The organism is uncultured Lutibacter sp. (assembly GCF_937891065.1).
Classification (GTDB): domain Bacteria; phylum Bacteroidota; class Bacteroidia; order Flavobacteriales; family Flavobacteriaceae; genus Lutibacter.
The window spans coordinates 20,804-44,011 of the sequence record NZ_CALAEQ010000147.1 but is presented as its reverse complement, the minus strand read 5'-3'; the positions used below and the strand labels follow the sequence as shown (position 1 = coordinate 44,011).

18 protein-coding genes are annotated in these 23,208 nt (G+C 30.5%); 9 read left to right on the top strand and 9 right to left on the bottom strand.

Translation table 11 applies throughout. The features are described from left to right. Positions 1 to 3 precede the first annotated feature (3 nt). Positions 4 to 684 (bottom strand): succinate dehydrogenase cytochrome b subunit, encoded by a 681-nt coding sequence (locus tag Q0352_RS08210; RefSeq protein WP_299526461.1) that lies wholly within the window; start codon positions 682 to 684, stop codon positions 4 to 6. Between the two features lie 188 nt (positions 685 to 872). Between Q0352_RS08210 and Q0352_RS08205 the strand changes: the two genes are divergently transcribed. From Q0352_RS08205 to Q0352_RS08190, 4 genes are all read left to right on the top strand, one after another. Then, entirely contained in the window at positions 873 to 1,559 is a 687-nt protein-coding gene (locus Q0352_RS08205) for a succinate dehydrogenase cytochrome b subunit (protein WP_299526458.1), read from the top strand. 9 nt (positions 1,560 to 1,568) lie between these two features. Next, positions 1,569 to 3,482 (top strand): fumarate reductase/succinate dehydrogenase flavoprotein subunit, encoded by a 1,914-nt coding sequence (locus tag Q0352_RS08200; protein ID WP_299526455.1) that lies wholly within the window; start codon positions 1,569 to 1,571, stop codon positions 3,480 to 3,482. Between the two features lie 8 nt (positions 3,483 to 3,490). Beyond that, the gene (locus Q0352_RS08195; RefSeq protein WP_299526452.1) at positions 3,491 to 4,234 is read left to right on the top strand and encodes a succinate dehydrogenase/fumarate reductase iron-sulfur subunit; all 744 of its coding nucleotides are present in this window, start codon (positions 3,491 to 3,493) and stop codon (positions 4,232 to 4,234) included. 167 nt (positions 4,235 to 4,401) lie between these two features. After that, the gene (locus Q0352_RS08190) at positions 4,402 to 7,659 is read left to right on the top strand and encodes a sialidase family protein (RefSeq protein WP_299526449.1); all 3,258 of its coding nucleotides are present in this window, start codon (positions 4,402 to 4,404) and stop codon (positions 7,657 to 7,659) included. A gap of 53 nt (positions 7,660 to 7,712) precedes the next feature. Here the strand turns inward: Q0352_RS08190 and Q0352_RS08185 are convergent, their stop codons facing one another. The 5 genes from Q0352_RS08185 to Q0352_RS08165 form a co-directional block, all read right to left on the bottom strand. Beyond that, complete coding sequence (locus Q0352_RS08185; protein WP_299526446.1) at positions 7,713 to 10,493, bottom strand: glycosyl hydrolase; 2,781 nt, start codon at positions 10,491 to 10,493, stop codon at positions 7,713 to 7,715. Positions 10,494 to 10,645: 152 nt separating this feature from the next. Continuing rightward, positions 10,646 to 11,494, bottom strand: coding sequence for a universal stress protein (locus Q0352_RS08180; RefSeq protein ID WP_299526442.1), 849 nt, complete (start codon positions 11,492 to 11,494; stop codon positions 10,646 to 10,648). A 109-nt stretch (positions 11,495 to 11,603) separates the two neighbouring features. Then, a complete protein-coding gene (locus tag Q0352_RS08175; protein WP_299526439.1) occupies positions 11,604 to 12,662 on the bottom strand; it encodes a response regulator in 1,059 nt (352 codons plus the stop codon). Then, positions 12,659 to 13,900, bottom strand: a complete 1,242-nt coding sequence (locus Q0352_RS08170; protein ID WP_299526436.1) for a PAS domain-containing sensor histidine kinase — start codon at positions 13,898 to 13,900, stop codon at positions 12,659 to 12,661. Before Q0352_RS08170 ends, Q0352_RS08175 begins: the two co-directional genes overlap by 4 nt. Positions 13,901 to 13,992: 92 nt before the next feature. After that, on the bottom strand, positions 13,993 to 14,847 hold the full coding sequence (locus tag Q0352_RS08165; protein WP_299526433.1) for a ChaN family lipoprotein: 855 nt from the start codon (positions 14,845 to 14,847) through the stop codon (positions 13,993 to 13,995). Positions 14,848 to 15,017: 170 nt separating this feature from the next. Here Q0352_RS08165 and Q0352_RS08160 point away from each other — a divergent pair, with 170 nt between their 5' ends. After that, on the top strand, positions 15,018 to 16,310 hold the full coding sequence (locus Q0352_RS08160; RefSeq protein WP_299526430.1) for an aminopeptidase P family protein: 1,293 nt from the start codon (positions 15,018 to 15,020) through the stop codon (positions 16,308 to 16,310). 84 nt (positions 16,311 to 16,394) lie between these two features. On the opposite strand, the gene Q0352_RS08155 is transcribed toward Q0352_RS08160, so the two are convergent. Beyond that, a complete protein-coding gene (locus tag Q0352_RS08155) occupies positions 16,395 to 17,717 on the bottom strand; it encodes an aspartate kinase (RefSeq protein WP_299526427.1) in 1,323 nt (440 codons plus the stop codon). A gap of 124 nt (positions 17,718 to 17,841) precedes the next feature. Between Q0352_RS08155 and Q0352_RS08150 the strand changes: the two genes are divergently transcribed. Further along, entirely contained in the window at positions 17,842 to 18,498 is a 657-nt protein-coding gene (locus Q0352_RS08150; RefSeq protein WP_299526424.1) for a hypothetical protein, read from the top strand. A 31-nt stretch (positions 18,499 to 18,529) separates the two neighbouring features. Then, on the top strand, positions 18,530 to 19,309 hold the full coding sequence (locus tag Q0352_RS08145) for an alpha/beta fold hydrolase (RefSeq protein WP_299526421.1): 780 nt from the start codon (positions 18,530 to 18,532) through the stop codon (positions 19,307 to 19,309). A 1-nt stretch (position 19,310) separates the two neighbouring features. Here the strand turns inward: Q0352_RS08145 and Q0352_RS08140 are convergent, their stop codons facing one another. Together Q0352_RS08140 and thiL are read right to left on the bottom strand one after the other, a co-directional pair. Continuing rightward, the gene (locus tag Q0352_RS08140; RefSeq protein WP_299526418.1) at positions 19,311 to 20,123 is read right to left on the bottom strand and encodes a hypothetical protein; all 813 of its coding nucleotides are present in this window, start codon (positions 20,121 to 20,123) and stop codon (positions 19,311 to 19,313) included. A 119-nt stretch (positions 20,124 to 20,242) separates the two neighbouring features. Continuing rightward, entirely contained in the window at positions 20,243 to 21,292 is a 1,050-nt protein-coding gene (thiL, locus tag Q0352_RS08135) for a thiamine-phosphate kinase (RefSeq protein ID WP_299526415.1), read from the bottom strand. Positions 21,293 to 21,419: 127 nt separating this feature from the next. Between thiL and Q0352_RS08130 the strand changes: the two genes are divergently transcribed. Together Q0352_RS08130 and sufB are read left to right on the top strand one after the other, a co-directional pair. Beyond that, on the top strand, positions 21,420 to 21,749 hold the full coding sequence (locus tag Q0352_RS08130; protein ID WP_299526412.1) for an iron-sulfur cluster assembly accessory protein: 330 nt from the start codon (positions 21,420 to 21,422) through the stop codon (positions 21,747 to 21,749). A gap of 9 nt (positions 21,750 to 21,758) precedes the next feature. Further along, the gene (gene sufB / locus Q0352_RS08125; protein ID WP_299526409.1) at positions 21,759 to 23,207 is read left to right on the top strand and encodes a Fe-S cluster assembly protein SufB; all 1,449 of its coding nucleotides are present in this window, start codon (positions 21,759 to 21,761) and stop codon (positions 23,205 to 23,207) included. Position 23,208 lies beyond the last annotated feature (1 nt).

The following is a 23,208-nucleotide window of genomic DNA, read 5'->3' as shown; positions in this document are numbered from 1 at the left end:
AGATTAATGGTTAATTTGAATAAAATAGTGATACAGTGCTATAATTATAAATCCTAATGGAATTACTATTGAATAAATAGTTCCTAAGTTTTTTACAAATTTTGTGTATTTGTTATTAAAACCCATTGATTGAAATGCAGATTGAAAACCGTGTGCTAAATGCAATGCTAATAATATAAATGCAATTACATAAACTCCAACTTTCACTGGACTCATAAATTTGTGTTGTAATTCTTCAAAATATCTAAATTCACCACCGTGCATTCCAGACATATCTCCTAAAACATACTTTGTGTTTAATTCTGGAATCCAGAAATCTAGAAAATGAATTACAATAAAAATTAAAATTACACCTCCGCTAATAGCCATATTTCTTGACATCCAAGAAGCATTAGCAGCTCCGTTATAATTAACATACTTTACATTTCTTGACTTTTTGTTCTTTAGTTCTAAAACAAACCCCATTACAAAATGAAACACAACTCCAAAAATTAATATAGGTTGCATTGCAAACTGTATTAAAGGATTAGTTCCCATAAAGTGCGAGGCTTGGTTAAAAACGTCTGCACTAAATAATGATGTTAAATTAACCGCTAAATGAATAAGTAAGAAAATGATAAGGAAAAGTGCTGACAGCGCCATAGCTACTTTCCTTGCAATTGATGATGATAAAATTTCGCTCATTTTTTAATTGATTTTTTTAAAGTCCAAATATATACATTTGAAGTTGTGTTTTTAAAACCTCTTGTTGTTTATTCCCTTAATTTAGATTCATTATAAATAACACATCTTTAAGTGAAATCTGACAAATATCATTACCTAAAGCTTTATCCTCTTATACTTTTGCACATAAACTCTAAAAAATTAGCCTTATGGCAGTTAAAAAAGGACTATTCAAAACATCGGTTGGGCGTAAAAACTTAATGGCTATAACCGGGCTATTTATTATCTTTTTCCTTGTAATTCACCTTATAGGAAATCTAATTCTAATAATTCCAAACTCATTTTTTCCAATAGAATTTTGGGGAGGCGTAGAAAACGTACATGATATGTATAATGCATATTCTCACTTCTTAGTTAGCTTTTGGCCAGTAACAATTGTAGCATGGGTGTTATATGCTGCAATGATTATTCATGTAGTTGACGCCTTATTAATTACAATTCAAAACAGAAAATCTAGAGGAGAAAAATATCAAGTAACTGATAATTCTACAAGCACTTGGTATTCGAGAAACATGGGTGTTTTAGGAACAATTTTAGGTGTCTTTATTGTTTTACATATGGCCCAGTTTTGGCTAAAATATAAAGTGCTTGGAACAGAACATGATTTATACGAATTAGTATTAGCTACTTTTAAAGTTTGGTGGTTTGTACTTATATATGAAATAGGAATAATTGCAATGTGCTTCCATTTAATACATGGGATAGAAAGTGCACATCGTTCTTTAGGAATATACCCTAAAAAAGTGATGAGCATTATTAAGTATATAGCACTATGCTTCAGTTTAGTTATGGCAATATTATATGCCATCATTCCTATCATTCTTTACTTAAAATAACATAGAATTATGGCTCTTAACGCAAAAATTCCAGAAGGACCTTTAAAAGATAAATGGCAAAACTACCTTGCTAAAACCCGAATTGTTAATCCTGCAAACCGCAAAAAATTAGATGTAATTGTTGTTGGTGGTGGATTATCTGGTGGAGGTGCAGCTGCATCATTAGCTGAATTAGGATACAACGTAAAAGTTTTCTTTTTTCAAGATTCAGCACGACGCTCACATTCAGTTGCTGCACAAGGTGGTGTAAACGCAGCAAAAAACTATAAAAATGATGGTGATAACGTGTATCGAATGTTTTACGACACTATTAAAGGTGGTGATTTCCGATCTCGTGAGGCTAACGTTTATAGAATGGCTGAAGTTTCAGCAAATTTAATTGATCATATGGTCGCTCAAGGAGTTCCTTTTGGGCGTGAATATGGTGGATATTTAAGCAATCGTTCTTTTGGTGGAGTTTTAGTATCAAGAACTTTCTATGCTCGTGGTCAAACTGGTCAACAACTTCTTTTGGCAACTTATCAAGCTATGATGAAGCAGATTAAAGTTGGTAAATTAACACAATACAATCGTCATGAAATTCTTGATATTGTAATAGTTGATGGCAAAGCCCGAGGTATTATTGCTCGTAATTTAAATACCGGTGAAATTGAACGTCATTCGGCTCATGCCTTGGTTTTTGGAACTGGTGGTTTTGGTAAAATATTTTATTTATCTACGCTAGCAATGAATTCAAATGGTTCAGCAAATTGGCGCGCTCATAAAAAAGGTGCTTATTTTGCGAATCCATCTTGGACTCAAATTCACCCAACAGCATTACCACAATCTGGTGAACATCAATCAAAATTAACTTTGATGTCTGAATCGCTTAGAAATGATGGTCGTATTTGGGTACCAAAAAATAAAGATGAAAATCGTGCTCCTGGAGATATTCCAAATGACGAAAGAGATTATTACTTAGAACGACGTTATCCAGCTTTCGGAAACTTAGTTCCTCGAGATGTTGCTTCAAGAGCAGCTAAAGAAAGAATAGATGCTGGTCATGGAGTTGGACCATTAAAAAATGCCGTATATCTTGACTTCAAAACAGCTATAGAAAAATTAGGTGAAGACACCATTAAAGAACGTTATGGTAACCTTTTTACCATGTATGAAAAAATTACAGCGATTAACGCCTATAAAGAACCAATGAAAATATCACCTGCTGCCCATTTTTCTATGGGAGGTTTATGGGTTGATTATGAATTACAAACAACAATCCCTGGTTTATTTGCTGTTGGTGAAGCTAATTTTGCTGATCACGGTGCAAATCGTTTAGGAGCAAATTCTCTTTTACAAGCATCAGTTGATGGTAATTTTATTTTACCTAATACAATTTCAAATTATTTAGCTGATGATATTAAAACGGGTAAAATTTCAACAGATACTCCTGAATTTGAAGAAGCTGAAAAAGCAGTAAAAGATCAAGTAACGAAATTATTAGCTATTAAAGGCACAATGCCTGTTGACCAAATTCATAGACGTTTAGGTAAAATTATGTTTAAAGAAGTAGCCATGTCTCGAAACGAAAAAGGGATGATTTGGGCTATTGAAGAAATTAAAAAATTACGTAAAGAATTTTGGGAAAATGCTGCAGTACCAGGAAATGAAAATGGACCTAATTCTGAATTAGAAAAAGCAGGTCGTTTAGCAGATTATTTAGAAATAGCTGAATTAATGACTGTTGATGCTTTAGATAGAAAAGAAAGTTGTGGAGCCCATTTCCGAGAAGATTACCAAACTGAAGATGGCGAAGCAATGCGAGATGATGAAAATTATATGTACTCTTCTGCTTGGGAATGGCAAAATGGAGAAAGCTGGAAATTACATAAAGAACCATTAGAATTTACGGAAGTTAAACCAACAGTTCGCTCATATAAATAATAAAGATTATGAAACTGACACTTAAAATATGGCGACAAGAAAGCGCCAAAACAAAAGGAAAATTAGTAACCTATAAATTATCAGATTTAAGTTCGGACACATCTTTTTTAGAAATGTTAGATGTTCTTAATGAAGAACTTGCTTCAAAAGGAGAACCGGCTGTTGAATTTGATCACGATTGTAGAGAAGGAATATGTGGCCAATGTTCGCTAGTTATCAATGGAAAAGCACACGGACCAGAAGAACATTACACAACTTGCCAAACGCACTTACGCTCTTTTAGCGATGGGGATACAATTACCATTGAACCTTTTAGAGCTAATTCATTTCCAGTTATTAGAGATTTAAAAGTTGACAGAGGCTCCATGGATCGCATTATTCAAGCAGGAGGTTATATTTCATCTTTTACAGGTATGGCTCCTGAAGCAAATACAATCCCTATCCATCATGACATCGCTGAAAGCGCTTTTGATAGTGCAGCTTGTATTGGTTGTGGTGCTTGTATTGCAACTTGTAAAAACTCATCTGCAGCGTTATTTGTATCGGCCAAAATAGGTCACTTAGCTAAATTACCTCAAGGTCAAATTGAACGTACTGAACGTGCGTTATGGATGATAAATGCTCATGATGAGGAAGGTTTTGGGAATTGTTCAAATACAGGTGCTTGTGCTATGGTTTGTCCTCAAGAGGTACAATTATTAGATATTGCTCGTATGAATTTTGAATATAATAGAGCTAAATGTATTAGTTAATAAAAGATTTAAAATACTTTAAAAAAAAAACAGCCATCAACCGATGGCTGTTTTTTTTTATTTATGTAACAATTAAGCAATTTAAACTTCCCTATTTTATCAAAATTTTAACATATCTTACATTTCTATTCTCTACATTTAAAATTATTTCAACTAATTCATAAATAATGAAGAAACTTACCTTACTCGCACTATTTATTTCAACAATTGTAATTTCTCAGCAATTAGACTTAGAAAAATTAAAAAACCTAAATCCTCGATCAATTGGTCCTGCTGGGATGAGCGGTAGAGTTACAGCTATTGATGTGGTAACAAATGAACCCGATATAATATATATAGGGACTGCTTCTGGCGGATTATGGAAATCTGAAAGTGGTGGAATTGATTGGAAACCAATTTTTGATGATCAAGCAGTTGCATCTATTGGATCTGTTGCAATTCAACAGAGTAATCCTGATGTTATTTGGGCAGGAACAGGTGAAGGAAACCCTAGAAATAGTTTAACTGGTGGTTATGGATTGTATAAAAGTTTAGACGCAGGGCAAACTTGGAAGCTTGTTGGATTAGAAAAAACAAGAAATATTCACAAAATTATTATTGATAAAGACAATCCTAATACTGTATATGTTGGCGCTATAGGCTCACCTTGGGGTGAACATCCTGAACGAGGCGTTTTTAAAACTACTGATGGTGGAAAAACTTGGACAAAATCTTTGTTTGTAAATAATAAAACTGGCTGTGCTGATTTAGTTGTTGATCCTTCAAACCCAAATAAATTAATTGCTGCAATGTGGGAACATCAAAGAAAACCATGGACATTTAATTCAGGAGGTGAAGGATCTGGAATGTATATTACTTATGATGGTGGTGAAAATTGGAAAAAACTAACGGATAAAGATGGATTACCAGAAGGAAATTTAGGAAGAATTGGAATAGCTATTTCTCAAAGCAATCCTAAATTTATATATGCACTTGTTGAAGCTAAAAAAAATGGATTATATAAATCTGAAGATGGTGGCGTAAAATGGAAAATGGTGAATGACAAATCAAGTGGTAGAGGTCCAGATGGAATTGGTAACAGACCTTTTTATTACTCAGATATATTTGTAGACCCTATTAATGAAAATAGAGTTTATTCTGTTTTTACTTATATAAATGTTAGTCAAGATGGTGGGAAATCATTCAAACAATTAATGCCTGCATATGGAACTTCAGTTGGTGTTCATCCAGATCATCATGCTTGGTGGATTCACCCAACAGATTCTAATTTTATGATTGACGGTAACGATGGTGGTTTAAATATTACTCGTGATCGTGGTAAAACTTGGCGTTTTGTTGAAAATTTGCCGTTGGCACAATTTTATCATATAAATGTAGATATGGAGTTTCCTTATAATATTTATGGAGGAATGCAAGACAATGGATCTTGGAGTGGTCCTTCATATGTACTAAAAGATCAAGGTATCAGAAATTCTTATTGGCAAGAATTAATGTTTGGTGATGGTTTCGATGTAATTCCAGATCCTAAAAACTCCAGATATGGTTATGGAATGTCTCAAGAAGGAAATGTTGCTAGATACGATAGGGAAACTGGTTATGCAAAAGGTATAAGACCCACACACCCAAACCCTGATGTGAAACTAAGGTTCAATTGGAATTCTGCAATTTCTATAAACCCTACAGATAATGAAACTATTTATTTTGGAAGTCAGTTTGTACACAAATCAACTAATAAAGGATATACTTGGGACATAATTTCACCTGATTTAACAACAAATAACAAAGAAAAGCAAAAACAACATGAAAGTGGTGGTATTACTATGGACGCTACAGGAGCTGAAAATCATTGTACTATTTTAGTTATTGAACCTAGTAAATTTGATGAAAATTTGCTTTGGGTTGGTACTGATGATGGAAACATTCAATTAACTCAAGATGGAGGGAAAACTTGGAATAATGTATCACAAAATATTAAAGGAATGCCACAAGGAAGTTGGGTAGCACAAATAAAAGCTTCTAAGTTTAATAAAGGTGAAGCCTATGCTGTGGTTAATAATTATCGTCAATTTGATTTTAAACCTTATTTATTTAGAACTCGTGATTTTGGAAAAACTTGGGAGAGTTTACTTCAAAATAAAACTGAAAATTTCGGTTATACACTTTCAATAATTCAAGATTTGGAAGTGGCAAACTTACTGTTTTTAGGTACTGAATACGGCTTGCATATTAGTATTGACGAAGGTACTACTTGGACCAAATGGACAAATGGTTTTCCAACAGTTTCTACTATGGATTTAGCAATTCACCCACGGGAACACGATTTAATAATAGGTACTTTTGGTAGAGCGGCTTACGTATTAGATGATATTAGACCATTAAGAGCAATTGCCAAAGAAGGTAAACAAATAGTAGATAAAACACTTCATTTATATACGCCACCTTCAGCATTTATAACTCAAACCCAACAACCAACTGGGACACGTTTTGGAGCTAATTCAATTTTTAATGGTGAAAATAGAAAAAGAGGTGCAATGATAACTTATAGTATTAATAGACCTGAAATTGAAACTAAAAAAGCTGAAGAACCTTCAACAAAGAAGAAAAATAAATCTAAAAAAGAAGTCGCAATTGCTGAAGTAAAATCTAAAAAACCTACAGTAAAATTTGATTCAATTTTCTTCGAATTTTATAATGATAAAAATGAATTGATAAGAAGTCTTAAAAATTTAGCTCCAAAAGAAAATGGAATTCACAGAACTTATTGGGGAATGAATGAGAAAGGGAAAAGAGGTCCTTCAAGAAGAATTGTTAAAAAGGATGCAAACGAGCCTAGAGGTTTAACCGTATTGCCTGGAACTTATACCCTAAAAATCCATTTTGGAAATGAAACCGTTAGCGAAAACATTAAAGTTGCTTACGACCCTAGAGTTGAAATGCCTTTTGAAGTTTTAAAAAGTAAATATGATTTATTAAAGCAACTTGAAAATAAAAGTGGAATTGCAGGTGAAGCAACTCAGCGTTTGTTAGAATCTAAAGAAATTATTGAAGATTATAAAAAACGCATAAAAAATCAATCTGAATTAAAAAACAAAGAAGAATTATTAAAATCTCATGATGTTGTATTAAAAAGTATAAATGACTTATTAGATGATATGTTAGGAAAAGAAGATAAACGACAAGGTATTACTGATACTGAATTTCCTAGCACTGTTTCTTATTTATATACCGCTAGAAGATATGTTGGTTCTCTACTTCAAAAACCTGGAGAAACTGAATTAACGCTCGTTAAAAATGCTGACGAAAAAGTAAGTGCCGTTATTTCAAAAATTAATAAGTTTTATAATACTGATTGGATTAACTATCAAAAAACTGTTGAGCAATTAAATTTATCACCTTTTAAAAAATTAGAAGAATTGGAGTATTAAAACGTAAAAAACGCCCAATTCAAAATTGGGCGTTTTTCTAATATTTCAATGTTTTACTTAACTGTAAATTTTTGTTCTGCGCTTTCTTTAGCTCCGGAGATTTTTATTAGATATTCCCCTTTTGGTAAATAGTATTTGTTATTTTTTGCTTCTTTAACTGAAATTTCGTTTTTAGAAAAATAGGTGTCTACAATTTTTTCACTTACTGAAACATCATATTCAAAACAATTATACCCTTCAAAAGCATTAATAGTAAAACTCTTTAATTTTGTTTTGTCTTCAGCCAAAATATCAACTGTATATTTTCCAGAATTTAAAACATAATAAGAAATTGTAACGCTAGGTTCTTTTGGTTTTAGCCATTTATTCCAAGAACTTCCCCATCGTGAAGAAAAATGTATAGAAGGAATTTCAAACAATGCTACCTTATCATTTTTAATAGTATTAAATCGTTGTAGCGCAGCAATATTAGTTTTATAAATAGAACGCCCATGAGTTCCTACAACCAAATCTTTCGCTTCTTTTTGAATCACTAAATCATGAACTGCAACTTTTGGGAGACCATGAGAAAACACTTGCCAATTTTCGCCTTTATTAAAGCTTATAAACAGTTCAGAATCATTACCGACATATAAAATATTTTCATCTGCTGGGTCTTCAATTATAACATTTATTGGTGAATTTGGAAGATTAGCTTGAATGTTTTCCCAAGTTTCTCCATTGTTTTCACTTACATAGATATATGGTTTAAAATCATCATTTCTATATCCATTTAAGGTTACATAAACCCGCTCTCTTTCGTGTTGTGAAGCCACAATTCTAGAAACCCATAATTTTTGAGGTAAGTTATCTGAAATTCTAGCCCAACTTCCTCCACCATTTTTAGTTATATTTACATAACCGTCATCACTTCCCGTATAAATTAATCCAAACCGAAAAGGGCTTTCAGAAACTGCCGATAAAGTACCAAAAGGTACATTTCCTTTAATACCACCTGTTGTTAAATCGTCAGAAATCACTTCAAAAGTTTCACCTTTATCCATAGAGCGTAACAGTTTATTTGCTCCCATGTATAAAATATCTTGATTATGAGGCGATAATAATATTGGTGTTTGCCAGTTATAGCGATATGGCGAGTCTCCTAATTCGTGTGTAGGATGAATATCAATACGTTCATTTGTTTTTAAATTTACACGATAATAATACCCAAATTGAGAGCCAGAATATACTATATTATTATCTCTACTATCTATTTGAACTTGCATTCCATCTCCACCGCCAATCATTTTATATGGGTAATCTCCACTACTTTCCCAATTTTTTGAGGCTTTATAATTGCTTGGACCATACCAAACGCCATTATCTTGTAAACCGCCAAAAACATTATATGGTTTTTGATTATCTACATTTATCGCATAAAACTGACCAATCGAAGGTGAATTGTTTTTAATCCAATTTTCACCATCATCATAGGTAATATTAAGTCCACCATCATTCCCATTTATAATGTGCCCCTCTAATTTAGAATTCACCCATAATGCCTGATGATCTGCGTGTACATTTTCTCTATTCATTGAAGTAAATGTTTTACCGCTATCATCAGATGTTAACAATGGAACACCGCCAATGTATATTTTATTTTCGTTTGATTCATTTACAGCTATTACTCCAAAATAATAACCATACGAACTATAAACTCCATCTAAATAATCTTCATGAGTTTTATTCCAAGTTTTACCACCATTTACGGATTTATAAACCTCAGCACCTATTACTTCAGAGTTTAGCAATACAAAATTTGCATCCTCTAAATAAATTACTAAATCAATAGGTTTTATTTTTCCTTTTTTTACTGACTGTTTTACGTTTTCAGCCGTATATTTTTTATCAAAACCATTATTTTTTAGAAACGTGTTTAGTTTTTCATCATTTAATTGTAAAAAGCCTGTTTCACTTATATTTTTAAAATCATCTTTTGTTAAGCCTATTTCTTTTTTCTTTTCTTTTTCTGGACGCATAAACTGATTATCTAATAGCGCATAAATAATCTCATCATTAAATGTAGCTAAACCAATTCTTCCTATACCACTTCCTATTGGAAAACCACTTTTTTCTGAAGTAATTTTAGTCCAAGTAGATCCAGCATTAACACTTTTATAAATTGCTGAATTTTCACCATCTCCATCAAAATTCCACGCTTTCCTATCGCGTTCCCAAGAGGCTGCATATAATACATTTGAATTTATTGGTGACGCACTAATATCAATTACTCCCGTATTTTCATTAATAAATAATACATTATTCCAAGTTTTACCACCATCTGTTGTTTTAAAAATACCACGTTCAATATTTGGTGTGTATAAATGGCCAATTACTCCAACAATAACCTCATCTGGATTTTTTTTATTGATGATAATACGTCCAATATGTTGAGAATCATTCAAACCAACATTTTGCCAAGACTTCCCTTTATCGGTACTTTTTAAAATTCCAATTCCGGCATATGAAGATCGAGAAGAATTACTCTCACCTGTTCCAACCCAAATTGTTCCATTATTCCAATCTACAGCAATATCACCCATATTTTGAGTAGGCGCATTGTCTGCTACTGAAGTAAAAGAAGTCCCATTATTGTTAGTATACCATAAACCGCCAGAAGCATATGCTGCATAAAATTCTACTGGATTATTCGGGTTGACATCTACATCAACAATACGACCACTCATAATTGAAGGTCCAATATTGGTAAAAGGAACATTTTTAACTATTGAATTTTGCGCATTTATTCCTATTGAAAGGAATAAAAAACTAAAAAAATAGGCTAGTTTTTTCATTATAAAAAGTTTGAGTTTAGTTGCATTAAATATTTTTTATATAAATATTCAATTAACTCAAATTTATTATAATATAATCTGTTAAGCTATTAATAGCTTCATAAATTTTTCTTAAATAAGGTGGGATTTTAACTGATTTTTAAAAATCAACTTCAATAATTAAACTGATGAAGTACTAAAAATGGTGTTTTAAAATAATACTTAATGTCTTTAATTTTAGGTCTAAATAGTATTTGTTCAAACAAATTTAAATTTTTTGCTGCCATTACTATTAAATCCGTATTGTTTTTTTGAATAAAATTTTCAATTGACAATTCGAAATTTTCATTAATTTCACTGTGAAAACTATGAGGAATATCTAAAAAATAATCGTGTAAAGCTTCCTTATTCCAATGTTGTTCTTTATCTAATTCTCCACTATTTTTTGCCATATAAACAAAACGAGTTGAAGATTGATAGTAACTTATTAACTTAGAAAGGTTTTGTAGTAATTTTCCCTCGCTGAAATTTGTATAATCAGTTGGAAAAACAATTTCTTTCATACCTTTAAAACGAGCTTCAAATGGCACCACTAAAATAGAAGATTTTAATTTTGTGATAATGTCTTCAGCAATTGGGCTTATATTATTTTGTCTACCATTAGATAACATTCCATTAGTTCCAATTACAACTAAGTTTATTTTTTTTTCAATAATTTGAGCCCTAGCAGCATCTATAATATTAGTATCTGCTATAATTGGAAAAAAATTATGATTCCCTTTTAATGGACAGTTGTTAATCTTATCTTTTAATTTAGCAAATTCTTTTTTTGAGTCTTTTTCGTTTTTATTTTTTACAAGAAGTAACTGATTACTTGATTGATCTTCAAATTCATTTTCATAGGAATTTACTCCATTCAATAAGTAAAAATTGCAGCTTCTATTTTGAGACAGTGCAAGTACATAAGTTATTGAATTCCAAGAATTCTCAGAAAAATCTGTTAAGATTAATATATTTTTCATTGCCATTATTCTTCATACAAACTTAAACAAAGACGTTTTAAGAATAAATGACATAAGTCAGCGATTTTTTTTAAAACCAACTGTTGCTTATACTGAAAATCACAATAATTTAATTTATAGCTTCTAATTTTTCGATGTCAAGAATTTTTATATTTCTACCTTCAATTTCAAGAATCCCATGCTTCTTAAAATCAGTTAGCGTTCTAATTAAACTTTCTGTTGCAATACCTGCAACACCAGCCAAATCACGACGAGATATATTAATACTATCTGATGGTTTATGGTTCATCAATTTAGCAAATTTTAAAATGGTTTTGGCTGTCTTTCTACGCATAGATCCATAGGCCATTTGTAATAATTGTTCTTTAACTTCTGTTAAATTTTCATTTATTAATTGAAATATTTCTAATGAAAGTTTATAGTTGTTTTCTAATATTTCTAATAGAACAGATTTAGACACTTGTAAAATTTCTGAAGTTTCCATTGCTGATATAGACTCATAATAATGCGAATTATCAATAATTGCAGATAAACCTATAAAATCATCTCCTTTATGAATATTAAGAATTAACTCCTTTCCTAACTCGTCAATTTTATAACTTTTAACACTTCCTTTATAAACTAAATAAATATGGTTAGAATATTCTCCTTCTTTATAAATGACTTCACCCTTTTTGTAAATTTTTGACAAACCAAAATCACAAAAGTAATTTTTAAGATCATCAATATTCTCTATTTCTTTGAATGATTCTCCTTGTTTTATTGGAATCTCTTTTAGAGTTTCATCTTCTTTCAATAACTCAAATTTTGCCAGTCTGCTTTCAATTGCGCTTAATAACAATTCTTCACTTACAGGCTTTGTAAGATAATCATCGGCACCCAAATCCATTCCTTTCCGAACATCTTTTATTTCAGTTTTAGCTGACATAAAAATAAATGGAATTCGTTTTGTTTGTTCATCTTTAGAAAGAATTTTTAGCAAATCATAACCATCCATTTCCGGCATCATAATATCACATAATATTAAATCTGGAAGCATTATTTTTGCTTGTTCAGCACCTCTTTTACCGTTAGAAGCAGTAATTACCTTATAATTTTCAAGTTCCAATATTTCGGCAGTTGTTTCTCTTAAAACTATATCGTCTTCAATAATTAATATTGTTTTCATTTTTCTTTAATTAATGGTAATTTAACAATAAATGTGGTTCCTTGATTTCTAACACTTTTAAATTCTATAGTACCTCCTAGACTTTCTAAATGACCTTTTACAATGTTTAATCCAATACCTGTTCCTTCATTTGTTAAGGCATTTTCTGCTCTAAAGTAACGTTCAAATATATGTTTTTGATCTTCATATGGTATTCCAATTCCTTCATCTTTAATTTCAAAAATAAATTCATTTGATTTAAACTTAATTTTAAAATCTATAATGGTATTTTCTGGTGAATACTTAATAGCATTATGTAATAAATTTGATAATACTAGTTCTACTATTTTTTCATCTTGATAAATATTTAAATTATCAATATTTAAAGGGTAATTAATTCGCTGCCCACTTTTCAACATCATATTCGCATTATAAACGACCTCATTTACCACTTTACTTAACTTAAAGTTACTAAGTTTATATTTCACTTTACCAGATTCTAGTCGCTCTATAGATAAAAAATCATTTAAAATTCCATTTAAATAATACACTTTATTTTTAATGGTAAGCAAGTGCTTATCTCTTTTATCTTGCATTTCAGATTTTGTGTACTTCCCTATTAATACAGCTGCATTTAAAACGCCACTTAATGGTGTTTTAAATTCGTGAGACACTAAAGATAAAAATTTGGTTTTTAGCTCGTTGAGTTCTTTTTCCTTTTTCAGAGCTATCTTTAAATTTGATTCTGCTTTTACCCGCTTTTCTATTTCTTTTTTTAGGTCAGAAACTGTATTATTAAGTTCAATGGTTCTTGTAGATATTTTATCTTTTAACAAATTATTTAACTCATTAATTTTAGCCTCAGATTTTTTTCTATTTGTAATATCTATAATTATAGACATCACAAATTTCTTTTTTTCTATTTTAAATGGGTTTAAGCCAACCTCAACAGGAAATTTATTCGCATTTTTACGAACTCCAAACAACTCTCTATTCTGACCCATTTGCCTTGCCGAAGACTGTTTATAAAAAGTTTCATAATGCCCTCCATATGCAGAATGTGCAGTGTGATAATTTGGTGGAATTAGTATATTTAAATGCTGTGATATTAACTCGTCTTTAGAGTATCCAAACATTTGTTCTGCAGCAACATTAGTTGCAACAATTGTTTGATTTTCATCAACAACTATTACACCTTCTGAAACTGCTTCAAATAGAACATTAAAAACGAATTCGTTTTCATGAAATAAGTTAGGCAATGGTATTTTTTTTTAGTTATTAGTAATTTCGAAATTAGTAAAAATTATACAAACTATAACCGTATTTAAAACAAAAAATAGATAATTAAAGCTTAATACGTTTTTGTCATTGTTGGAGGAACTACAATAATAAAATTGGCTTTAGACTTATTTTCTTTATCCAACTTTTTTAAATTTTCTTGCTCTACAACACTAACTGTCACAATATTTATGTTAGGTTCTCCTTGCTTTAAATACCAGCTAATTCCCTCATAATCATCAGAATGATATGAACCGTTATAATGGATAAACAACTTTTTATTCTCCATATTTTTAAGAATAAAATAAGCCATAGTGGCGTCTTTTATTGCTTGAGCTTTTGGTAAATTATCTCCTCCATGACCTCCCATCATTTCTTTCATTTTAACATAACCTGGTAAAGTAGCGTCATATTTAATTGGTAATGGTGCAATCCATGATTTTTCCTCAATAGAAAGTGTATCTAAAGCTTCAAAACCACCTTTAAAAACAATACTTGCAAATCTCCTCGGAATATTTGCAGCAATAAATCTCAACTTGTTTTCTTTTGCAAAATCTACTAATGGTTTATAGTCTGTAGAATGATTTTTCCATAATCTTGCAACAGTATCAAATGCTTTTTGATCAATTTCACTAGCTAAATATTCATTTAATTGAGTCTGATTATCAGCTTCCAACATTTCAGCACCCAATATTAGTTTTCTCTGTTTACTTAAATCTACCGTGGTTTCATATTGTAACCAATGTACAATTGGATTGTTATGATGTTCTCCAAATAAAATCACCTCTGCTTTCTTCATCTTTTTAATCATACTTTTATAGGAAACTTTACCTCCATTTTCATTGTATAATTTGTAAGCTGGTTTGTTTTGTGAGAACATTAACGTTGAAAATGACACAAAGAGTAGAAATACTATTAATTTTTGCATAAATAATATTGAGTTTTTAAGGTTTGGTTTTCAACAAATTTATAACTTTGTTCTTTAATTTTAAACTAAATTTAATAATAATGAATTTAGTAAACGAGGATTGCGATTCTTAACTTAATATTTTAGAAGTTTTTCAATGAAAAATTTCAATAACATAAAAACTTAAACAAATGAAATACCTTCCAATTAACAGTCAACTTTTTATTAAAAATAGAGCAAAGTTTACGGCTCAAATGAAATCAAAATCAATTGCAATATTTAACTCCAATGATATTTTTACAACTGGAGCTGATAGCACACTACCTTTTGAACAAAGTAGTGATTTATTATATTTAAGTGGTGCTGACCAAGAAGAAAGTATTTTGTTACTTTTCCCTGATGCTATAGATCCAAACCACCGTGAAATTTTATTCTTAACAGAAACAAATAAGCATATTGAAATTTGGTATGGCGCAAAATATTCTAAAGAAGAAGCTAAAGATGTTTCTGGTCTAAAAACTATTTATTGGCTTTCAGAATTTGATAAAGTCTTTTATGATTTAATGACTGAAGCTGAATCTGTATATTTCAATACAAACGAACACTACCGCCAAGCTGTAGCAATTGAAACGCGAGAAGACCGTTTTATTAAAAAATGTAAAGCCGATTTCCCTGCACATAAATGGGAAAAAAGTAATCAAATATTACAACAGATTAGAGGTGTAAAAGAACCTGAAGAAATTGAAATCTTACAAACTGCTTGTGATATTACAAATAAAGGGTTTAGACGAATTTTGCCGTTTGTAAAACCCGGGATTATGGAATTTGAAATTGAAGCTGAATTTATGCACGAGTTTTTAAGAAATCGCTCTGATGGATTTGCCTATACTCCAATAATTGCTTCAGGTTATAGTGCCTGTGTTTTACATTATATAGAAAACAATAAAGAATGTAAAGATGGTGATATGTTGTTAATGGATGTTGGTGCTGAATACGCTAACTATTCTAGTGATATGACACGAACAATTCCTGTAAACGGACGATTTTCTGACAGACAAAAAGCTATTTACAATGCTGTTTTAAGAGTGAAAAATGAAGCTACAAAAATGCTAGCTCCTGGTGTTTTATGGGCTGAGTACCAAAAAGAAGTTGGTAAAATTATGTCTTCTGAATTATTAGGTTTAGGATTAATAGACAAAGTTGATGTTCAAAATGAAGATCCTAATTGGCCAGCATATAAAAAATATTTTATGCACGGAACTTCTCACCATATGGGATTAGACACACATGATTATGGACAACTTAAATTACCAATGAAAGCAAATATGGTTTTCACTGTTGAACCTGGAATTTATATCCCAGAAGAAAATATGGGAATTAGACTTGAAGATGATGTTGTTGTTCAAAAAACAGGAGAACCTATAAACTTAATGAAAAATATTCCTATTGAAGTTGAAGAAATTGAAGATTTAATGAATTCTTAATTTTTATAATATTCAATCTATAAAAAACTCGAAGCAAATGCTTCGAGTTTTTTCGTTAACCAAATAATTATTATTCATAGAAATTTATGCGGTTGTAAATTCAAAAACGTAAGAATTTAATTGTTTAAGGGCTGTAATTTTATCATTTGTATTTACTAATAGTGAAATATTATTATTGCTTCCTCCATAAGAAATCATACGTACTGAAATATCTTGTAATACTTGAAACAGCCTATGTGTTTCATGATGTCTTACTACTGAATGGCCAACCAAACAAATAATACTTTGCTGATTATCAACCTCAACTGTAGAAAATTTTTCTAATTCTTCAATAATTGCCTTTAGGTTTTTATCATCATCAATAGTTAATGAAACTGCCACTTCAGAAGTAGTAATCATATCAATAGATGTTTCATGTTTTTCAAAAATTTCAAATACTTTTTTTAAAAAACCATGCGCCAACAACATTCGAGCCGATTTAATTTTAATAGCTGTAATACCATCTTTTGCTGCTATCGCTTTAATTCCTTCTCCTTTAAAATCTTTTGAAATTAACGTACCATACGATTTTGGATCCATCGTGTTTTTTAAACGAACAGGAATATTAGCTTCGCGTGCTGGCATTACTGTTTGTGGATGTAAAATTTTAGCTCCAAAATAAGCAAGTTCTGCAGCTTCATCAAACGATAAATTTGAAATGGCTTGTGTGTTTTCTACAAACCTTGGGTCGTTATTATGCATTCCATCAATATCTGTCCAAATTTGAACTTCTTCTGCTTTTACTGCTGCTCCAATTATTGTAGCCGTATAATCGCTCCCGCCACGTTGTAAATTTGCCGTTTTTCCAAATGCATTTAAACATATAAAACCCTGAGTTATATAAATATCTGCTGGTAATGCTTCACTAATAATTCGTTTTAAATTTTGCTGAATATAAAAATCGTCAGGCTCGTTCATCTTATCAATTCGCATAAAATCTAACGCTGGTAATAACTGTGCATTTACACCTTCCTGATGCAAATATTTCGTAAAAAAATAAGTTGATAACAACTCCCCCTGAGAAACTATTTTATTATACAGTAATTCTGAGTGTTTTTTTGAAGTACAATCTTTTAAAAAATCAAAAACTGTATTTATATAATTTTCTACATCTTTTTTTAAATTAGGCTCTTCAATTAATTCCTCTAAAACCAACTTATAGTTTTTATACAAAGTTTCTACATCTAGTAATGCTTCATCAATATTGTTGTTTTTAATTAAATCAGATATATTAACCAAAGCGTTTGTAGTACCAGACATTGCCGAAAGAACAACAATTTTTTTATTCCCGTCAGCAATAATATCTTTGACACATTTTATATTTTCAATTGAACCAACTGACGTTCCTCCAAATTTTAAAACTTTCATTTTTTCATATTTTAGGATGCAAAAATAGAATGATTTTAATTATTTGGTTCTTATTTGAAAATTATACACTAATTTTGCACAAACTGTTAACTATTTAACAATTTGACAAATAAAAAACAAACAGATGAAAACAATTGCTACCTGTGTTGAAGAAATATTAGTTTCTCAACCGTTTTTAGAAGACGCTTTAACTCGTAATATTTTAAATTACAGCGCTTTATCAGAAGAATTAAGAGATCCCATTTCTAAAATGCTTCGCAAACCTGTAAAAGCTGGAGCTATTATGATGGCGCTTCGAAGGTATAGTCCGCCAAAAGAAATGGCGAACAAAATTAAACTAAATAAGGTTTTGGAAAATTTAGGAGATATTACGGTTCGTTCTAATCTTTCAGATTATACTTTTAAAAATTCTAGCAGTCTAATTCACAGTCATTTAAAAATGTTAGAAGTATTGAAGGAAGATCCACATATTTTCTATACGTTCACTCGTGGTGTTCATGAAAGTAATGTTTTAATTACCACTTCTTTAAAACAACAAATTGAGGATAGTTATAAAAATGAAACTTGTATTACTTCTCAAGACCATTTATCTGCAATAACTATTGGTTTACCTAATGAAAACACAAAAATTGCAGGTTTATATTATCAGTTTTTTAAACGTTTAGCTTGGGAAGGAATTTCCCTTTATGAAGTAGTATCTACAACAAATGAATTCACAATTTTGGTTGAAGAAGAAAATGTTGACAAAGCTTTTTCAGCGATTAAAGGATTAAAAAATTAGCAAATAATTACAACTCACATAATTTTTAATTATGAATTTTCTTTATAAAAACACTTCTGTTCATTTTACAATTTCGGGTAAAGGAAGTGCTATTGTTTTACTGCATGGTTTTTTAGAAAATAATACCATGTGGAATGAAATTACTAAAGTTCTTTCAAAAAGAAACAAAGTTATTTGTATTGATTTATTAGGACATGGAAAAACCGAAAATCACGGTTATATTCACACTATGGAAGATCAGGCTGAAATGGTGAAGGCCGTTTTAAATCATCTTCACTTACGAAAATATATAATTATTGGGCATAGTATGGGTGGTTATATTGCACTTGCTTATTCAAAATTATTTCCTCAAAACATAAAAGGATTGTGTTTAATGAATTCAACCGCTTTACCTGATTCTGAAGAAAAAAAAATAAATAGAGACCGAGCTATTCTAGCGGTAAAGCAAAATCATAAAACATTTGTACGAATTGCTATTCCAATGCTTTTTTCAGAAAAAAACAGGACTATTTTCACTTCAGAAATTAAACAAATTACTAATGAAGCTTTGCAAATTTCAACTCAAGGAATTATTGCTTCATTAGAAGGAATGAAAATTAGAAAAGACCATACTTCAATTTATAAAAATGCTAATTTTCCTATTCAAATGATTATTGGAAAACAAGATCCAGCTTTAGATTATTTAAGTTTAATAAACCAAACTAAAAATACAAACGTAAAAGTTATTGAATTCCCTGATGGACACATGAGTCATGTTGAAAATAAAGATGAATTAATTAACGCCTTAACTATGTTTGTGAAATTGTGTTAAGTTAAAATGTATATTCCATACCTAGTATAAAACCTCCATTTTTTTCACTTCCTAATTTAAAATCGTGATATCCCGTAAAAATAGCTGTGTTTTTTATGTGGTATTTTATTTGAGTTTTAAAAACATCAATACTTGTACTATTTATAAAACTTTGTTTCCAAGAAGCGTGTAAACTTATTGGTTTAAATGGATAAATTTCAGTTCCAATATTATATGCAAAACCCACTTTTTGAATTCCATTACCAACATATGAAGCCCCTAAACCCCACCAAAGTGAAATATTTTTTTCTCGTATTCTATAATAATTGGCCATAAGTGAAGAAATCTCTAAAAAATCGCTTCCAACAATAGTTCTTTCTGAAAAATGAATATAAGACGCTTCAAGTCCGAAAATTGGTAAAATCCTATAATTCGCGTTTATTTCCAATCCATTAATCCTTATATTAAAATGACGAATTGCACTTATTTTAAAGATACTATTTTTTGAGCTTATAGAATCTTCTTTTAAATATTCACCAAAAGTATTTTTATAATATGGGTGTGGTGTTAAACTTCTATATTCTGATTGACCTATAACTGTGCCGTAAAAGGCATAAAAACCAAGCTCAACAAAAAAATCCTGGAAAAACCCATTATTATTTGAAGAATTTAGACGATTATTTCTAGAAGTTCTTGTTCCTCTATCATTTCTAGTTGTTGAATTGCTTGTACTTGTTGTGCTGCTTTCTGATAAGCTTTCTTTTGCTTTTTTAAGTTTCCCTTGGGAAAATAACAACGTAGGAATTAAAAAAATAATTAACAGAATACGTTTCATACAAAAATGTAGTTTTTATTAGGTCAACAATTATTATGCCGAAAAAAACTCATTTTATAAACTATAAAACGCCTAAACTTCAAAAATATAGGCGTTTCTGTAATTCTATTTATAACCTCTTATTCCTTTTGTAAAGCATTCCAGCCTTGAGCCGTTAATTTTATATATTGATTTGCTCTAGTTACTAAATTTACACCTTCGCTTTCTTCAGTAATGTGACCAATAATTGATAAATGTGGATTGGCTTTTATCTTTAGAAAATCGTCTTGAGAAATGGTAAATAACAATTCATAATCTTCACCTCCACTTAACGCAATAGTTGTGCTGTTTAAATCAAATTCTTCACAAGTTGAAATTACCTGAGGATCCAATGGTATTTTGTCTTCATACAAATTACATCCTACTTTAGATTGCGTACAAATGTGCAATATCTCAGAAGAAAGTCCGTCAGAAATATCAATCATTGATGTTGGTTTAACTTCTAAATCTTTCAATAATTTTACAATATCTTTTCTTGCTTCAGGTTTTAATTGTCGTTCAATTAAATAACTATAATTTGTTAAATCAGGTTGAGAATTAGGATTTACCTGAAAAACTTGTTTTTCCCTTTCTAAAACCTGTAAACCCAGATATGACGCGCCTAAATCTCCTGAAACAACTAATAAATCAGTAGGTTTTGCTGTGTTTCTATAAACAACCTCATCTTTATTAACTTCACCAATAGCAGTAATACTAATTAACAAACCTGTTGTTGAAGAAGTGGTATCTCCACCAATTAAATCAATATTATAACTTTTACATGCTAAATGAATTCCTTCATATAATTCTTCTATAGCTTCTAAAGAAAAACGGTTTGAAACCGCTATTGAAACCGTTATTTGGGTTGCGACACCATTCATTGCATATACATCCGATAAATTTACCATCACGGCTTTATAACCCAAATGTTTTAAAGGCATATAACTCAAATCAAAATGCACACCTTCAATTAACAAATCAGTAGTCACTAAAATATTCTTATCCATTATCGCTAACACAGCAGCATCATCTCCCACTCCTTTAATGGTAGATTTATGTTGAATTTTAAAATTTTGTGTTAAATGTTTTATCAACCCAAATTCACCTAATTCTGTTAAACTTGTACGAGCTTGATTTTTGTCTTCTATCATTTTGCAAAGATAAAAGTTTATAGGTAACAACTATAACACTATTAATTTTATTCATACAAAAAAGGTTTTAAAAACCATAATTTGTGCCTATATTTGCACTTATTTAGAATTAATCTACTTAAGAGATATGATAAAGGTTTCAGACATAGCAAAAAAGAAAGTATTGGATCTTATGGGTGATGATGGCTTTAATCCAACTGAAGATTTTGTTCGAGTTGGCGTTAAAAGTGGTGGTTGTTCAGGTCTTTCTTATGAATTAACATTCGACAAGAAAAAGCAAGAAGAAGATAAGGTTTTTGAAGACAATGGCGTTAAAATTATTGTTGACAAAAAAAGTTTTTTATACTTAATTGGTACCACTCTAGAATATTCTGGAGGTTTAAATGGAACTGGTTTTGTTTTTAACAATCCTAATGCACAACGTACTTGTGGGTGTGGAGAATCATTTTCACTTTAAAAATTTAAAATGAGCAAATTTACTGAAGACGATTTAAAAAAAGAACTCGAAACTAAGGAGTACGAATACGGTTTTTATACTGATATTGAAGCTGATAAATTTCCTGTTGGTTTAAATGAAGATGTTGTAATTGCAATTTCCAAAAAGAAAAACGAACCTGAATGGATGACTGAATGGCGTTTAGAAGCTTTCAAAATCTGGAAAGAAATGGAAGAACCAGAATGGGCTAATGTAAATTATGAAAAACCAAAATTTCAAGATATTAGTTACTATTCAGCACCAATACAGAAGCCAAAATTAGATAGTTTAGATCAGGTTGATCCTGAATTATTAAAAACTTTTGAAAAGCTTGGAATTTCAATAGGTGAACAAAAGCGTTTATCTAATGTTGCGGTTGATATTGTTATAGATTCAGTTTCTGTAGCTACTACATTCAAAAAAACATTGAATGAAAAAGGTATCATTTTTATGCCTATTTCAGAAGCTATTCAAGAACATCCTGAATTGATAAAAAAATATTTAGGAACTATCGTTCCTACAACCGATAATTTTTATGCGGCTTTAAATTCCGCTGTATTTTCTGATGGTTCATTTTGTTATATTCCAAAAGGTGTTACTTGCCCAATGGAGTTATCAACTTATTTCAGAATTAACGAAGGTGGAACTGGACAATTTGAGCGCACATTAGTAGTGGCTGACAAAGGAAGTTATGTGAGTTATTTGGAGGGTTGTACAGCGCCAGCTCGTGATGAAAATCAATTACACGCTGCGGTTGTGGAGTTAATTGCTTTGGATGATGCTGAAATTAAATATTCCACTGTACAAAATTGGTACCCAGGAGATAAAGAAGGAAAAGGTGGTGTTTACAATTTTGTAACTAAACGTGGTTTATGTGAGAAGAATGCTAAAATTTCTTGGACACAAGTTGAAACTGGAAGTGCTATTACTTGGAAATATCCTAGCTGTATTTTAAAAGGAGATAACTCGGTTGGAGAATTTTATTCAATCGCTGTTACAAATAATTTCCAACAAGCTGATACTGGTACAAAAATGATTCACTTAGGTAATAATACCAAAAGTACTATTATTTCTAAAGGTATTTCAGCTGGAAAATCGCAAAATTCATATAGAGGTTTAGTGCAAATTAGTCCAAGAGCAAAAAATGCAAGAAACTTTTCACAATGTGATTCTTTATTAATGGGAGATCAATGTGGAGCGCATACATTTCCATATATTGAATGTAAAAATAAAACGGCTCAAATAGAACACGAAGCAACAACTAGTAAAATTGGTGAAGACCAACTATTTTATTGCAATCAGCGTGGTATTAATACTGAAAAAGCAATCGCATTAATTGTGAATGGTTTTGGGAAAGAAGTACTCAACAAATTACCAATGGAATTTGCCGTTGAAGCGCAAAAATTATTAGAAATTAGTTTAGAAGGAAGCGTTGGATAAA

Coding starts and splice junctions, on each gene's coding strand:
- Q0352_RS08145 (WP_299526421.1), top strand. CDS start 18,530: ATGAATTTTCTTTATAAAAACACTTCTGTTCATTTTACAATTTCGGGT.
- sufB (WP_299526409.1), top strand. CDS start 21,759: ATGAGCAAATTTACTGAAGACGATTTAAAAAAAGAACTCGAAACTAAG.
- Q0352_RS08185 (WP_299526446.1), bottom strand. CDS start 10,493: ATGAAAAAACTAGCCTATTTTTTTAGTTTTTTATTCCTTTCAATAGGA.
- Q0352_RS08140 (WP_299526418.1), bottom strand. CDS start 20,123: ATGAAACGTATTCTGTTAATTATTTTTTTAATTCCTACGTTGTTATTT.
- Q0352_RS08130 (WP_299526412.1), top strand. CDS start 21,420: ATGATAAAGGTTTCAGACATAGCAAAAAAGAAAGTATTGGATCTTATG.
- Q0352_RS08155 (WP_299526427.1), bottom strand. CDS start 17,717: ATGAAAGTTTTAAAATTTGGAGGAACGTCAGTTGGTTCAATTGAAAAT.
- Q0352_RS08180 (WP_299526442.1), bottom strand. CDS start 11,494: ATGAAAAATATATTAATCTTAACAGATTTTTCTGAGAATTCTTGGAAT.
- Q0352_RS08165 (WP_299526433.1), bottom strand. CDS start 14,847: ATGCAAAAATTAATAGTATTTCTACTCTTTGTGTCATTTTCAACGTTA.
- thiL (WP_299526415.1), bottom strand. CDS start 21,292: ATGATAGAAGACAAAAATCAAGCTCGTACAAGTTTAACAGAATTAGGT.
- Q0352_RS08200 (WP_299526455.1), top strand. CDS start 1,569: ATGGCTCTTAACGCAAAAATTCCAGAAGGACCTTTAAAAGATAAATGG.
- Q0352_RS08190 (WP_299526449.1), top strand. CDS start 4,402: ATGAAGAAACTTACCTTACTCGCACTATTTATTTCAACAATTGTAATT.
- Q0352_RS08195 (WP_299526452.1), top strand. CDS start 3,491: ATGAAACTGACACTTAAAATATGGCGACAAGAAAGCGCCAAAACAAAA.
- Q0352_RS08205 (WP_299526458.1), top strand. CDS start 873: ATGGCAGTTAAAAAAGGACTATTCAAAACATCGGTTGGGCGTAAAAAC.
- Q0352_RS08210 (WP_299526461.1), bottom strand. CDS start 684: ATGAGCGAAATTTTATCATCATCAATTGCAAGGAAAGTAGCTATGGCG.
- Q0352_RS08150 (WP_299526424.1), top strand. CDS start 17,842: ATGAAAACAATTGCTACCTGTGTTGAAGAAATATTAGTTTCTCAACCG.
- Q0352_RS08160 (WP_299526430.1), top strand. CDS start 15,018: ATGAAATACCTTCCAATTAACAGTCAACTTTTTATTAAAAATAGAGCA.
- Q0352_RS08175 (WP_299526439.1), bottom strand. CDS start 12,662: ATGAAAACAATATTAATTATTGAAGACGATATAGTTTTAAGAGAAACA.